A 14,407-nucleotide genomic window follows, 5' to 3' on the forward strand; every position below is an offset into this window, starting at 1 on the left:
CACGAAGAACCGCCCTTGCACATAACCGAGTTCACCCACGCGCTCGCCGACCGTCTGCCCGGCTGGCAGCCCTCCCCCACCGCGGTACCCATCGCCGACGACCCGGCCAGCAACCGGATCTGGGACAGCGGACCCTTGCCCTACGCCGCGTTCCAAACAGACGACGTCCAGCGCAGCGTCCTGACGCACCACTGGGGCCTGCAGTTGTACGTCATGCCCCGCCCCCACCGGCCGGACCAGTACCTCGTCCTGCCGATGCTGCCCGCCAACACCAGCCACCAGCACGTTCAGGGTCTCAAAGCTCCACGCGGCATCGCCGTCCCCTCCGATCCCATGCGGGCCGCAGCCAGGATGCACCGCCGCCTGCTGGCCGACTACCGCTTCGCGTCCCCCACCCCGATCCGGCGCAGCAGCCCCGGCCACCTCCAGGTCCACGTCACCCTCGACGCCCAGCGGCGTCCACGGATCCGCACCGGCTACATCACCGTCTTCATCGAACTACTCGCGCACGGCGGCTTTCTGCTCGACCCCGCCACCGGCGAATGCCACCTGCCGGACACCCTCACCCCCGAGCAGACCCGGCGTCAGCTGATCAAGAGCCTCCAGCGCCTGCGGCACCGCGACTTCCACATCACCGTGCACTCCATCGAGGGCCCGCGCTCCCACCCGCCCCTTCCACGGGGCAACCCGCGCAAGGGAAACCGCCGATGAGCCAGAGCCACGACGCCTTCGTCCACGCCCGCCTGACCACCTGGCAGCGCCGCATCAACGAGACCGCCGCCGGCCTGCTCCCGCCGCATACCGGCAGCGCACAGGCTGCCCTCGTACCCGTACTGGACCAGCTGGTCGCCGTGTACAACCTGTCCTCCGGCCTCGTCGCCGATCTGCGGCAGTCCACCGACAGCTCCCTCGCAAAGACCGACGCGGGACGTGAGTACCTGACCCAGCTGGCCACCGCCCTCGCGCACAGCAACCGCGCGGCCACCCACCTGAGCACAACGGTGATCGGGCTCGCCGACACCCACCGGCTCACCCCTCGCCCCGGCACCGCCACCCCGGTCGAGAGCCAGCTGAGCATCACTCTCGGCCATGCCGCCGCGCTGCGCAGCCTCCAGCGTGCTCTCGAAACCGTCACCAACGCGCTCGCTGAGGCTCAACCCGGTTCGGCGTCCTCCCTGATGCCGACTGTCAGCGAGCAGCACCGCCGGGCAGCCGACGCCGGTGGCGCCCATCCCGCACGCCGCCGCCCCTGAAGCGCATGCGTCAACCACCCATCATCCGCACGTCCTTGGAGAACTCCCTGGCCACCCGTTCCTTCATCGCCCGCCCCACCGACACCGGATATGCCGGCGCCTACGTCCACTGGGACGGCTACCCCAGCCACCACCTCCCGCTGCTGCTCGGCGCCCACCAGTACCGTTTCGACGGTGACCTTGACGCCCTGTGCCAGCACCTGATCGACGAGGCACCCGAGGGCTGGTCCCAGCTGGGCACCGACCTCCTCGACGGCGCCCCCGAACCCCTGCGCGCCGAACTCGTCGGCAGCGACGAACACCCCAGCAGGAAGCACGACAACGTCCATGTCATCACCGTCGGCGCAGCCGAGCCTGAGCTGTGGACCGTCACCGAGAAGTCCCACGGGGGCCTGGACTGGGGGTACGTCCTGCACCCGCATGGCATCGAGGTCATCTCCCTCCACGCGGAAGACCGCGGCCCCGTCGTGGCCTGGGCCACCGACCCCCGGGCCCGGTTCAGCAACGGCACCTACCGCTGGCGCCCGGGCCACCCGATCCCGGCCACCCTGCCACCTCGGGCGACCGGCCCCAGCACACCAGCCACAGCTCCAGCGCCGACCGCCACACCTCGTACCGCGCCCCGCCGCTGACCCCTTCTCGTCCCCTCTGCCGCGGAGAACCTCCTGCACTCCCCCACCGCCAAGATCACAGTCGTCATCGCCACCCAGCTACGCCCCGACCGGCTCGGCCACCTGACGGCCATGTACGAGAGCCTCACCCGGCAGAGCGTGCCCTGGGAGGCGGTGATCGCGCTCGACGGCGCCGACCGCACACGCCTGCCGACGCCCCTCGCCAGTGACTCGCGCGTGTGCATCCTCTCGCTACCCCGGCAGGTCGGCGCAGCCTGCGCCCGTAACCTCGCCCTGGGCGGCGTGCGCACCGAGTTCGTCAACTGGGCGGACGACGATGACGAGTTCACCGACGATGCCATGGCCGTACGATTGCGCACCCTGGAGACGACCGGCCTGGGCTGGTGCGCGGGATACAGCGAGGACCTGCACCCCGACGGTTCGGCCTCTCTGTGGCGGTGCCCGACACCGCCCGGCCGGCACGAGGCCGGAGACGTGTGGACCTACTGGACGAGGCCCGAGGACACCATCCCGATCGGGCCGACCACGATCCTGGCGCGTACCGATCTCGTACGCGCAGCCCCGATGGGCGGACTCGTCCAGGGCGAGGACTACATGGCGGCGATCGGCGTCACCTGCCTCGCGCCGGGCATCCTGCTGCCCGTCCCGGTCTACCGCTACCGCAAACACCCAGGTCAGATGACCCGCCAGGACGGCTATGACGTCCTGGAGCCGGGGGCTCGGCGGCATGCATGGAACTACGGACGCAGCCTGCGAGCCACCCTCTCCGGCCGGGAAACGAGCGATGCAGCCGGGGTGGTCTGATGTCCTCCTCCGTCACCCCGGCCACGCTCGATTACCTGGCCCAGCGTCTGGACGAACTGGCAGCCCAATTCCCCACCAGCCCGGACGCTGTCGACCTGGTCACGCTTACCGACGACATCGGCACGCTGGGCCACCACCTGCAGCACGCCATCGAACGCGCGCAGGAACGGTTCACCGCGCAGGAACGGTTCACCGCGCCGGAGACGGTCTATCCGCCCGAACGCGTCGCCCTGGTCCGGCTCGCCAGGGCCGCCGCCGGTATCGCGCGAGTCCTGGACACACTCGCCGAGGCCCTGACCTATGCCACGACCGGCTTCCAGCGCGAGGCCGTGGAGGACCTCGCCCACTCGCCTCTGCGCAACGACCCCGAGGTCCTGCGGATCATGACGGCGGAGAAATACGTCGCGGCCCGCGCCCGCCTGCGCCACACCGCCGCTGCCCTGCGCACGGCATCCACACCGGCTGGGTCATCCACGCCACGAACGACCGGGCTACAGACCCAGCCTACTGCTGCCCCGCAGCCACGGCAGCCGAACCGCCACTGAGCCTGTCGAAGGACCCCCGAGATGCCCCCGAACCCTCCTGCCGAGATCCGGCTTGCCTACAGCCGTGCCGCCGGCCTGGTCGCCATCGCCCACGGCGAGCAGTACCGGTGGGCCAACACCGCCCTGGAACAGGCCGGATTCACCAAACGAGACGACGGAAGCTACAGCACGCCCGGCCCCGACGTCCGCGCTGCCGCCGCGAAGCTGCTGCCCCTCGCCCACCGCCACCACGCCACCACGCCACCACGCCACCGTGGACGTCAGCCCCCGTCCGTTCCTCGGCGACATCGCCGACCGAATCACCGCGCAGCTGCCCGGGACATGGACCGCGCAGGTCGAGATCTACGCCCATCCCGTCTGGCAGGGCGATCTGCTGCCCTGCCTGTGGGACCGCGGTGAACTCGTCCGGACGGTGGAGGACCAGCGGGTGCCATACGCGGCGACGCTCACCAGCGACACCGGCGTCGAACTGCTGCTCGCGGAACGGGGCGAGGATCCCCAACTCGGCTATCTGGTCGGGGCGCTCGCCTCCCCCCAGGAGTTCAACGACAGCTACGACAACCCCTACGCACCGACCAGCATCGTGCTCCCCTCCCAGCCGGACCTGGCGGCCGAGGCCATCACGGATGCGTTCCTTCCCGCCTACCACCGGGCCCTGCACGCACGGCGTCTGGACGCCGTGATCACGGCACTTGACGAACTGCGCGCCGAATACGACGAGGTGACGGCGATCTGGGTATCCGGCCGCTCCAGCGACGGCACCCTCCTCGACGGCCACGGACTGAGGGAGGCGAACAGGACCTTCGCCGAGCGCGCCTGGCGCACCTTCCAGCCCGTCCTCACCCACGCCCCCCGGCCTGCTGAAACAGTGCGGTGCCACGGTCACCGGACGTTCCGCCGACGCCGACATCGTGGCCCAGCTGAGCGAGACACTTGCCGCCAGCCAGGCAGCACTCGACGCCTGGCGGCTCCGACACCACCCCGGCTCGGCCCAGCCCTGGCGCCTGGTGCCGCCGGCCGAAGTACGCACCCCGCTCGGCCTGCAGGCGGTGCCCGCCATCGAGACCTGGCTCGCCGGGCGCGGCGCGTTCGTGCGCATCGCCCGCTCGGCCGAGCCCAGCGGCCCCGCCCGGCCGCCCGTCGGCGGGAGCGTTCCCTGCGCCCAGCCCGCCGTACCACGCCCCTCACATCCACCAGCCCCTCGCCGCTGACCAGCAGAAAGGATCCCTCTCTGTCCGACCACTTCCGCTTCCGCCACCATCCCGAACACGGCTTCGTCGCCACCGCCGCTCCGAGCTTCACCCCCCACCTGGCCGAATGGTTCCTCGTCCGCGAACAGTTCGAGCCCGTCCCCTTCTCGCCGGGCCTGTACCGGCTCACCGAGCCCAACCGCGACGGGCTGCGCCGCACCCGCCAAGCCGTCCACGACCTGCGCAACCTCGGCTACCGCGTGCGGGACGACAGCGCACTCGATCCCGCCCACGCATCAGCTCCACCCCGGCCGACGGCCAGCAACGACCTGGCCGAACGGCGCTCCCGCATCGCACGGGCCGCCGCCGTACGCCCCTCCCGGATCACAGCCCTGGCCAACGCCGCACCGTCGGCGCCACCCGCCGCCGCCGGTAAAGCCCCGCCTGCCGGTCAAGGACGGAGCCGGTGAACCTGACCAGCGAGCCGATCCGCATCACCCGCGGCGAAGGCGGCGAGGTCGAAGTCGAAGGACCGTACGACGAGTTCGCCGCACGCATCCTGGCCCGCGCCGGATTCATGACCTTTCCGACGCTGCGCGGGCAGTGGGTCCGGCTGCCCTTCGACCTCGGCCGCGCCTGGGAGAACGAACACGCCAGCTGGGCGGCCGACATGCTCACCGCCGCCCGCTACCACGTCGACCTCGACCCGGACCTGCGACCCGGCCCGCCCGACGAATCCACGCCGCCGACGACCCGCCGCACGAAGGCCGCGATGACCGCCCAGCCCGCACCGCCCGGTAGCGCCCGGCGCCCTCGCCGCTGATCCCTTGAATGGAAACACCTCTCCCCAATTGACCACGATTGATCATGCGGTCGGCCAGGCCCCGGCCGCCGCCTCGACTTCCTATCGCGCTGTGCTGGGCAGCCGGCATGTCGCCCGGCTGCTCGGCGGCACTCTCATCGGACGCATGCCCAACGGCATGGCGCCCGTGGCCATCGTGCTCCTGATCACCTCCCAAGATGCCTCACTTGCCTCCGCCGGACTGCTGAGCGCCCTGTACGGGCTGGCTGGCGCACTCTCCCAGCCGGTCAAAGGCCGCCTGATGGACCGCCATGGCCAGATGCCGGTGTCCGCACCCGGCGCAGTCATCAACTCCGGCTGTCTGCTGCTCCTGCTGGTCGGAGACGATCCGACCCTCGCGCTAGCCGCGGTCGTGCTCGCGGGCCTGTCCTCCCCTCCCCTGGAGGCAGGACTACGGGCCCTGTGGCCCACCGTCCTGCCCGACCCCCATCGGCGCCGGGTCGCCCTCGCGCTCGACACCGGCTCCCAGGGCCTGCTCTACATCACCGGCCCGCTCCTGGTCGCCACGCTCGCCACCGCCTACGGTCCCCGCGCCGCGATCCTCGCGACCGTCGTACTCGGCCTCCTGGGCACGACCGTGGTGCTCACCGCGCCCCCGTCCCGCACCTGGCGCCCGCAGCACACCGCTGGCTCCGCCGCGGCCGGGCTGCACAGCACGCCCCTGTCGCTAATCTTCCTGGCCCATGCCGGCTTCGGAATCGCCCTCGGCGCCATGAACGTCTGGGCGGTGGCCATGGCCGAACTGCACGACATGGATCTGCTGTCCGGACTGATCCCCGCCGCCTTCGCCACCGGCAGCCTCCTCGGCGGACTCCTCTACGCCCGCCGAGCCTGGCCGGGCTCGCCCATCGTCCAGCTGCTGTCGGGCGCGGCCGGATTCTGCGCCGGGTGGTTGCCGCTGCTCGCCCTTCCCGGCCCTCACATGGCCACCGTCGTGGTCACCGTGCCGGGCGTGTTCCTCACTGTGGTGATCGCCTGCGGCTTCACGACCGCGGACGCCCTCGTGCCAACTCAGCGGAGAACCGAAGCGTACGCCTGGCTGATCGCCTCGGTCGGCGTCGGCCAGGCCGCCGGCACCGCCCTGGCCGGGGCCCTCGCCACCCACCGCCTCACAGCCGCGGCCCTGCCCGCGGCCGGAGCCGCCCTCGCCCTGACGGTCCTCGCCGCCGCCCGCCACCGCATCACCGCCCGTGGTGGCCACTGAACCCACCGCCGTCGTCCCACCCCTCTGTTTTCCACCCCAGCGACAGCGGCACGACCCGCGGGCCCCCGAATGGGGCGACTGCCGCTGGCCCGAGTCCGACACGCCCACCTCCCCGTGGATGTCGCCGCCGCCCCGCTTCCCATCCCTCACCTCTGAAAGGTCCTTCCGCCTTGCCCCACCCGTCTTCGTCCGTCTGGGACCACCACATCGAGGACTGTGCGGTCTGCACCTCACCCGACCGCGACGAGCCGGCCCTGCTGCGCTGCGCCGTCCTCACGGTCTTGCAACACGGCGTCTTCATGGCCGAGGACGACATCCCGCTGCCCGAGATCCTCAGCGACGGCGGCCACTACCTGCGCGGCCTGGCTTCGTCCCTGGGCGGCGACGAGACCACCCCGGTGCCCAAGACCGAGCACTGGCCCTGGGTCGACGCCGAACTGCGCCTGGCCGTAGCCCGCGCCGCAGGTCTGGACGCCGTCAGCACCCTCGACACCCGTATCGACGGCGCCCTGGCCACCGCTGCCCGCAGGACCCCGCGGCGCCAGGCGGACCTCCTCGAACGCGCCGCCGAGCAGTTCGCCCAGCAGCACGCACCAGCCTCCCGCACCCCCTGACCCCGCCGGCGCCCGCGCCGCCCCCACACAAAGGAGAATCCCCGCCCATGGCCGTTGTTGGTACACCCGGCTATCAGAACGTGCGGCAAGGCGAGTCAGGTAGCTGCGGGGCGGTGAGGCCCGCCCTGGAGCATGTCGGCAGTCATTGCCCATCGTTCGTGGTCCAGCCACGCACCGTTGATGTGCTGGAAGCTCCGGGCCCGCCTCGCCTTCGCCCAACACCCCACCGCTTTCCCGCCACCACCGATAGGAGATCCGCCTTGCCCGAAGCACCAGAAGAGCCGTTCATGACGATCCGGCACACCATCACCGGCGAGATCACCACCACCGGCTACAACGCCGCCGCCCGGCGGATCCTGCTCCAGGCCGGCTTCGAAGAGACGCCAGGCTGCGCCTGCCGAGCGACGGAACCCGGTACGGAGCGGACGCACGGGCCTGCTCGGCAGCCAGCGAGCTGCTCATCGCCGGCCATCCCCTGCACCTGGACCGAGCCCTCGGTCGGCCGGTGAGCGCCGACGGTACGCCCCGGTTGGCCCGGTCGCCGATGTCGGCACAGTCCGCGATCCGCTCCGAGAGCGGCCAGCCTCTCCAGCGCATCGCCAACCCCGCCCGCACCCGCACCTGTTGAAGGACCCTCGTTTTGACCACACCCGGAACGCCTACCAGTCCAGCGCGCACCAAGGGCGGCGAACTACGGGCCAAGGTGGCCCGACTGCTGGCCGACCGGCCGGCGGACACGCTCACCATCGGCGACATGGCCAGGCAGCTGGGCCACTCCCACGGCGCCGTCCGCAACGCCGCCCTCACCCTGGTGCGACGCGGCGAGGCCGACCAAGGCGGAACCGGACAACCGGAGTTCCGCGCGAACGCGAAAACCGCCGCAGCCGCGCAGACCGCTGTGATCAGCCCACCGGGCACCCACTCTCCCCGCGCCCAGGCGGCCACGGCCCGCACGACCATTCCCGCAGCAGCCACGCCCAGGCAGACCGGCCCGATCCGCCGCGCGGGGGGCCAGGTCTACCACCCCCGGGAGCTGGCCGATCTGCCCGACGTCGAGGCGTTGAATCGCTTGCGCGACGCCGACGTGCCGGTGCTGCTCTACGGCCCTCCGGGCACCGGCAAGACGAGTCTGGTCGAGGCGGCGTTCCCGGACCTGCTCACCGTCGCCGGTGACGGCGACACCACGGTCGGCGACTTGATCGGCGAGTACACACAGGACGACGCGGGAGCCTACGTCTTCCAGTACGGTCCGCTGGTCACCGCGATGACCGAGGGCCGCGCCCTGCTGATCGACGATGCCACCTTGATCTCACCGAAGGTCCTGGCGGCGCTGTATCCCGCGATGGACGGGCGCAGGCAGATCCAGGTCAAGGCCCACAAGGGCGAGACCATCAAGGCCGAGCCGGGCTTCTACGTGGTGGCGGGCCACAATCCCGGCGTCCACGGCGCGGTGTTGACGGAGGCGCTCGCGAGCCGGTTCAGCGTGCAGATCCAGATCGGCACGGACTATGACCTCGCCCTGGCCTTGAGGATCGATGCACGGGTTGTCCGGGTCGCCCGACACCTCGCCCACCAGGTCGAACTCGGCGAGCTGGGCTGGGCCCCCCAACTGCGGGAACTGCTCAGCTACCAGAAGACCGAGGCCGTCCTCGGCACCAAGGCCGCTCTCGCGAACCTCGTCGGCATCGCTCCTGTGGAGGATCGCGACACCGTCGCCGCCGCCGTCATCAAGGCTGCCGGCGTCAAGAAGATCGCGCCCCTCACCCTCGGCAAGCAGCTCCCCGCCTCGGCCGCCCGGCAGCCCCCGGGCAGCACCGGCTCCGCACACCGGGGCCACGCGCGATGAGCGCCCACCACCACGTCCAGTCCCCCGCCACCACGCCGGACGACGACGCCGACCTCGCGCGATGGGACGACGACGGCGCCCCGCCCGCGCAACCCCGTTCCTCCCCGGCCGCGTGGCTGCGCGTGGGAGCCGAACTCGGCGACCGGCTAGTCGACCTCTCCGGCCGCCAGGACCTCCTCGTCACCTGCCGCCCCGGCACGCGCAGCGGCGCACCGGCCGCGTTCTTCCCCACTCTGGGCGAGGTCGAGTTCGACGCCCGCCTGTTCGCCCCCCTCCAGCCCCACGAGATCAATCCGCGGATCGTGGGCGACGAGGACCGGTATCCCGCCGCCTGGGGAGTGTTCGTCCACGAGGCCGCGCACGCGGCCCACTCCGTCTGGACACAGCCTGCCGGAGCGGACCCCCGTGTCGTCGAGGCCGCGCTCCTGCTGGAGGAGAGCCGCGTCGAAGGCGCACACCTGATCACGCGGCCCACGGACCGCACGTACCTGCGCACCAGTGCCCGAACCCTGGTCATGCCCGACATCGCCCACCCCACCCTCCAGGGCATCGAGCACGCCGCCGCCGTGGCGGCCCTGATCCTCGGCCGCCGTGACGTCGGCATCCTGGACGCCGGCGAGACCCGGGCCGTCGCCGATCTGTGCGAAAAGGTGCTGGGCGCAAACCTGCTGGCCACCCTCACCCGCATCTGGACCGCAGCCCACCAGTGCGCCGACCACGACGCCACGACCATGCTCGCGCACGCTCAAAAATGGTGCGACGCTCTGGACACCGCGGCCCCCGCCCTGCCCGTGCCGGAGAACCTCACCGACCTGCTGTCCGGCGCCGTGGGGGCCGTCATGGACAGCACGGCCGCCACCGACGCCGCCGACCTCGCGGCACAGGCCGCAGCGACCAACGCCATGGCCGCGCAGTCCAAGGCGCAGGCACAGGACCGCGCCCAGCGGGCCGGCCAGCGACGCAAAGCCGCCGCCACCGCCAAGTCGGTCTTCAACGCCCGTGGCACCACCGTCACCCCCGACGGCATACCGGCGCCCTACGGCAACCCGGTCACCGGCACCCGCAGGCCCACCGCCGCCGAGCAGAGTGCCGCCGCGCGCCTGAGCCGCGCCCTGCGTGCCGCCGCCTACCGCGAGCGGACCGAGGAGCGGACCACCAGCCCCACCCCGCCCGGCCGCCTCAACATGCGCGCGGCCCTCGCCCGCGACGCTCAGCGCGCGGCCGGGTCGGTCCCCACCGCGGAACCGTTCACCCACACCCGCCGCCGGAACTCCCCCACCCCACCGCTGCGTGTGGGTATCGCCGTCGACGTCTCCGGCTCCATGCGTGCCGCCTGCGCTCCCGTCGCGTCCGCTGCCTGGATCATGGCACGCGCAGCAGCCCTGACCGACCCCGACTCCCTTACCGCCACCATCGCCTATGACAGGCACCTGACCGCATTGACCCGACCCACCCACCGAGCACCAGAGCGCGTGACGACGTTCGATGCCAACGGCGGCCACCACAACCTCGGCGACGCCATCGACGCACTCGACCACGGCCTCGAACTCAGCCGCCCCGGCGCCGGCCGCCTCCTCGTGATCGTCACCGACGCCCGGTACAGCAGCGACGAAACCGCTCAAGCCGTCACCCGCGTCAAGCAGCTCACGACCGCCGGCTGCGCCGTACTCCAGCTCACCCTCACCGCGAAGTCCCACCACTTGCCGGGGACCACCTTGCTGCACCTGCCCCAGCCCTCCAGCGCTCCCGTCGCCATCGCCACGGCGGCCACAGACGCCATCCGCAGGACACGCTGAGACGACGCAGAAGGCGGAAGCGTCCCCGAGACCACCGCCAAGCACTCCAGACCACCTCCGTCCGCCGCATGAATCGTGCATCTGATGCACGACCCTCCGCAACGACGCAGGCCACCACCCCAACCGCCAACGAAAGGCACTCGATTTGAAGCCCCAGACCAGCAGCCCGACCTCGAACGTAACGCCCATCAAACGGAATTCCCCGGGGGTCCAGAAGACCTGGACCGTCGTCCACGCCTGTGGACACGAAATCACGCATGACCTGTCTGACCGTCCCGCCGACCGACGCGCCGGATTCGCCCGCTGGCTCACCGAACGCGACTGCACCGACTGCTGGAAGGCCGCCCGCGACGGCGACAGCGCCGGCAAGGAGGAGTGGCTGGCCGCCAAGCGAATCGAAGAACAGCAGGCCGCTACCGTGTGGGCCGAGCAGTTCGAGATGCCGCCGCTGGAGGGCACCGAACGCGCCCAAGGCTGGGGCGAGCGCTCCCGCCATCAGTTGGTCACCCGCGCATACGCCGCCCTGGTCACCGAGGGCACCTGGGACGAGACCGACTGGACCGTCCTGGAGGAGAAGGTCCGCACCGTCACCCGGGCCGGATGGTGGATCGACCAGCGCGATGCCGAGGGCACCGATCTGCCCGAACTCCTCGACGCCGCAACCGAGAACGACCGCGGCACCGAGAACCCGTACCGGTAGCCGACCAGCGGTTATACCCGACGATCCCCGGTTATCGAAACCGGGGAACCTCCGGAGCATTGACCTTCCACCGCCACCCCGTGCCGCTCGTGGAAGGACCCCTGCTGTGCCCGACGCTCCCGGCCCCTCGCACATACCAGCCGCTTGGAGACCGTCCCTGGAGCCGCTGACCGCCCAACGGGACATCACCCACGCCCACTTCGCTCCTGGCGACACCGTTGTGATCCCCACCGGCGTCGCCGACGGCAGGCTGTCGGGCGACGTCATGACGATCGTCGCTCCTTCGTGGCACCTGCCGACGGATGAGGACGGCTGGCGGCTGCGCAACCCCAGGGGCGGCGAGCGCACCTTCATCACCGCCCACTCCCGCTACATGATCCACCTCTCCCGCCACTGCCCCGACTGCCTGATCTACCGGCGCGCCTTGGAGGACTACCTCCTGCGCAAGGTGCCCGTCGGTAGCGGGTCCTTCGACTGCGGCTGGTACTCGCTCACCCACCTCAACCAGCTCGTCCACCTCGCCGACGCCCGAGGTGGCCGGTGACTCTCCCCAACCGCCGCCCCGGAAGGGCCCTGACCCTGCTGCGTGCCGGTGCCGAAGCCGCCTCGGCCATCCCGGCACCCCACTGGCCCGCGCAGCTGGCCGCCCGTCTGAGCGAACTCGACGCGACCTGGCAGGAATCCGCGCAGTTGTGCGCCGACGCCGCGTGGACCGCACGGGCCTCCGGCCACAGCGTGCTGGGCCTCCTGCACCCCGATGACGCCCTCGTGCCCGGGCCGGACCCGATTACGACTACGGCGTATCGGCATCTGTACCTGAGCGCCCTGCGCTACGACTTCCGCTGCCCTACCCTCGCTCTGCTCGTCGAGCAGCTCTCGCTTCAGGAACGAGAGGGCCTGGACTGCTACAGCCGCGCCCTGTACGCCTTCGCCCTGCTGGGGCCGTCCCGGTCCGAGGGCCTCCCCCTCATGCAGCAGGTTCTCGACGACGCCGGCGACCACGTCAAGACGTTGCATGTGCTGCTGCACGGACTGTGGCTCGGCCACGATCTGCCCGGGCGTGAGGAGCGCATGCTGCAGATCCTCGGTCGGCCGCCGTTCGCCTTGCGCACCGACCCGATCGCCCTGTTCCGTGAGGCCGGCGCCCTGCGTGGGCTCGGCGAGTATCAGGCCGCGCTGGAGTCGATCGACCGTGCACTGGACCTGCTGCCGCCTGGCAACGTATCCGTCCACGCCGACCTCGTCCGCGAACGCTCCCTGATCGCCTCGGCCCGCGACGTCCAGCGCCTCGTCGGCCGCCACGCGGAAGCAGGCCCGGAATGATCCCTCGCGTGCACACCCGCAGCCCGTACGCCACGGAAGCGCTGACCGAGGCCCTCGGACGTCCCGTGTCCGATCAGGAGGGACTGACCGGGCACACGGCGGTCGCCCACTGGCCGGGCCTGGAGCCTGTCGCCCCTGACGACGAGCAGCAGCTCTGGACATCGCAGGATTGGGCGGACCACCTGGACACGCCGTCGTGGGAGTATCCCCGCGCCACGAGTCCCCGGAAGGACCGATTCGCCATCTGGCACGCCGACGTGCGTCTCGCCCTCGGCGACCGCCAGCTCACCGGCCCGGAGTGGTCCGAGATCGCGCACCGGCTCGCTCGCGCCGTCGGCATCGCCACGCCCGGCGACACGCGGAGCTGCCGCTGGATCGCGGTCCAGGCTCAGCCCCGGCGTCTCGATCTGATCGCCAACCTCATCCTTCCCGGCGGCACGTGGACTTCCCAGCCCGGCCTGCTCCTCCGGCTGGCGGCGGAGTGCCGGCGGCTGGAGACGGCCCTCAGCCTCCTTGGGCCCTTGCCTGCCCGGTCCTCGCCGCACGCCGCCGCTCCTCCGGCCGCCGTGCACTCGGCTGCCGAGACGACGGGGCAGCTTGCCGAGCTGCTGCACCAGCTCGCCGATGAGGCCACCGGGCCGCTGGTCACCGGGCGCGGCCTCGTCGAGTACGCGGCGCACCGTCTCGGCGCCCTTCCCCACGCCTACGGTCCCGCCATGGAACACCAGCTGGGATGGATCGCCCGCCGCCTGTACGGCATCCAGCAGGACCTCGACGCCGTTGTCGCAGACCTGGCTGCCACGCCTGACCGGACAGCTCAGCCACCCGCGCTGCCTGTCCCGCGGCCTCCGACCGCATCTGCTCGTACTCTTTCAACTCCCTAGAAAGTTCCTGCCCCTTTGGCCCTGGCCGACCGTCTGTTGACTCTCCGGCGCGATGTTCATTCCGGCGAAGTCCTTGCCCGCGGAGGAGATCCCGAAGCCCACAGCATCCTGGAGCGCACCGGGTTCGTCCTCGTTGCCCGGCTCCACGAGCGCTACCACCGCCTGCCCACCGGCCTCGACGAGGCCGAGGAGCAGCGGATCGTCACCCGCGCGGTAGCCCGGCTGCGTGCGGTGAGCTACCACGTCGACTGCGGCGAGGTGTTCGACACCGACCACCGCGAGCCGTACTACCGGCCCCTCGGCGCTCAGGTCGCACACCTCGCCGATCGTCTCCGCGAGGCGACCACGACCGACGAGGCCGCCGACGTCCTCACCGAGTTGACCGCCACCCACGACGGCATCCTGACCGCCCTCGGCGACGTACTCGTCGCGGCAGCCGACTTCTTCGAAGGACTCGGCCAGCCTTCCGACCAGTACACCGCCCGGCGTTTGCGCTACCTCGCCGAGGAACGGTTGCGGATCGTCCGGTCCGACCTCGCGCACACCCGCACCGACCTCGTCGGCCGGCACACGCCCCACCCCGGCCGGCGGCCGTGCACGGCCGAGACCGGCCCGGGCGAGACCGGCCCGGGCGAGACGGAAGCCTCCGCCGTCTGCGCCTGCCCGCCACCCCGCATCCCCGCCAGCCTCGGTCCCCTCCCCACCGCGCCGGTCCCCACCAGCCGCCGGAGATGACCCGCCTGTCCCTTCCCGA

Annotated in this window: 17 protein-coding genes; all 17 read left to right on the plus strand. The window is 71.6% G+C overall.

Features of this window, described 5'->3' with window-relative positions; all coding sequences use genetic code 11:
- Window positions 1-15: 15 nt before the first annotated feature.
- The 17 genes from ACFYWX_RS24665 to ACFYWX_RS24745 all read left to right on the plus strand — a co-directional run bounded on the left by ACFYWX_RS24665 (window position 16) and on the right by ACFYWX_RS24745 (window position 14,388).
- Window positions 16-711: a hypothetical protein gene (locus tag ACFYWX_RS24665; protein ID WP_220645639.1), complete on the plus strand. Its 696-nt coding sequence runs from the start codon at window positions 16-18 to the stop codon at window positions 709-711.
- Window positions 708-1,253: a hypothetical protein gene (locus tag ACFYWX_RS24670; protein ID WP_389426245.1), complete on the plus strand. Its 546-nt coding sequence runs from the start codon at window positions 708-710 to the stop codon at window positions 1,251-1,253. Before ACFYWX_RS24665 ends, ACFYWX_RS24670 begins: the two co-directional genes overlap by 4 nt.
- Before the next feature lie 5 nt (window positions 1,254-1,258).
- Window positions 1,259-1,885, plus strand: a complete 627-nt coding sequence (locus ACFYWX_RS24675; RefSeq protein ID WP_389426246.1) for a hypothetical protein — start codon at window positions 1,259-1,261, stop codon at window positions 1,883-1,885.
- A gap of 111 nt (window positions 1,886-1,996) precedes the next feature.
- On the plus strand, window positions 1,997-2,689 hold the full coding sequence (locus tag ACFYWX_RS24680; RefSeq protein WP_389426247.1) for a glycosyltransferase: 693 nt from the start codon (window positions 1,997-1,999) through the stop codon (window positions 2,687-2,689).
- Window positions 2,689-3,234, plus strand: a complete 546-nt coding sequence (locus tag ACFYWX_RS24685; protein WP_389426248.1) for a hypothetical protein — start codon at window positions 2,689-2,691, stop codon at window positions 3,232-3,234. Before ACFYWX_RS24680 ends, ACFYWX_RS24685 begins: the two co-directional genes overlap by 1 nt.
- 253 nt (window positions 3,235-3,487) lie before the next feature.
- Window positions 3,488-4,894 carry a hypothetical protein gene (locus tag ACFYWX_RS24690; protein WP_389426249.1) on the plus strand — a complete coding sequence of 469 codons (1,407 nt, stop codon included), beginning with the start codon at window positions 3,488-3,490 and terminating at the stop codon, window positions 4,892-4,894.
- The gene (locus ACFYWX_RS24695) at window positions 4,891-5,247 is read left to right on the plus strand and encodes a hypothetical protein (RefSeq protein WP_389426250.1); all 357 of its coding nucleotides are present in this window, start codon (window positions 4,891-4,893) and stop codon (window positions 5,245-5,247) included. Before ACFYWX_RS24690 ends, ACFYWX_RS24695 begins: the two co-directional genes overlap by 4 nt.
- 28 nt (window positions 5,248-5,275) lie before the next feature.
- Window positions 5,276-6,490 (plus strand): MFS transporter, encoded by a 1,215-nt coding sequence (locus tag ACFYWX_RS24700; protein WP_389426251.1) that lies wholly within the window; start codon window positions 5,276-5,278, stop codon window positions 6,488-6,490.
- A gap of 170 nt (window positions 6,491-6,660) precedes the next feature.
- Complete coding sequence (locus tag ACFYWX_RS24705) at window positions 6,661-7,104, plus strand: hypothetical protein (protein ID WP_389426252.1); 444 nt, start codon at window positions 6,661-6,663, stop codon at window positions 7,102-7,104.
- A 287-nt stretch (window positions 7,105-7,391) separates the two neighbouring features.
- Window positions 7,392-7,613: a hypothetical protein gene (locus ACFYWX_RS24710; RefSeq protein ID WP_016572176.1), complete on the plus strand. Its 222-nt coding sequence runs from the start codon at window positions 7,392-7,394 to the stop codon at window positions 7,611-7,613.
- A gap of 194 nt (window positions 7,614-7,807) precedes the next feature.
- Window positions 7,808-8,950 carry an AAA family ATPase gene (locus tag ACFYWX_RS24715; protein WP_389426338.1) on the plus strand — a complete coding sequence of 381 codons (1,143 nt, stop codon included), beginning with the start codon at window positions 7,808-7,810 and terminating at the stop codon, window positions 8,948-8,950.
- Window positions 8,947-10,746: a hypothetical protein gene (locus ACFYWX_RS24720; RefSeq protein WP_389426253.1), complete on the plus strand. Its 1,800-nt coding sequence runs from the start codon at window positions 8,947-8,949 to the stop codon at window positions 10,744-10,746. The genes ACFYWX_RS24715 and ACFYWX_RS24720 overlap by 4 nt, the downstream gene beginning before the upstream one ends.
- Window positions 10,747-10,996: 250 nt before the next feature.
- Window positions 10,997-11,446 (plus strand): hypothetical protein, encoded by a 450-nt coding sequence (locus ACFYWX_RS24725; protein WP_389426339.1) that lies wholly within the window; start codon window positions 10,997-10,999, stop codon window positions 11,444-11,446.
- Between the two features lie 106 nt (window positions 11,447-11,552).
- Window positions 11,553-11,990, plus strand: coding sequence for a hypothetical protein (locus ACFYWX_RS24730; RefSeq protein ID WP_389426254.1), 438 nt, complete (start codon window positions 11,553-11,555; stop codon window positions 11,988-11,990).
- The gene (locus ACFYWX_RS24735) at window positions 11,987-12,769 is read left to right on the plus strand and encodes a hypothetical protein (RefSeq protein ID WP_389426255.1); all 783 of its coding nucleotides are present in this window, start codon (window positions 11,987-11,989) and stop codon (window positions 12,767-12,769) included. Before ACFYWX_RS24730 ends, ACFYWX_RS24735 begins: the two co-directional genes overlap by 4 nt.
- 8 nt (window positions 12,770-12,777) lie before the next feature.
- A complete protein-coding gene (locus tag ACFYWX_RS24740) occupies window positions 12,778-13,653 on the plus strand; it encodes a hypothetical protein (protein ID WP_389426256.1) in 876 nt (291 codons plus the stop codon).
- A 15-nt stretch (window positions 13,654-13,668) separates the two neighbouring features.
- Window positions 13,669-14,388, plus strand: coding sequence for a hypothetical protein (locus ACFYWX_RS24745; RefSeq protein ID WP_389426257.1), 720 nt, complete (start codon window positions 13,669-13,671; stop codon window positions 14,386-14,388).
- Window positions 14,389-14,407 lie beyond the last annotated feature (19 nt).

Source organism: Streptomyces sp. NPDC002888 (assembly GCF_042888465.1).
Lineage (GTDB): Bacteria > Actinomycetota > Actinomycetes > Streptomycetales > Streptomycetaceae > Streptomyces.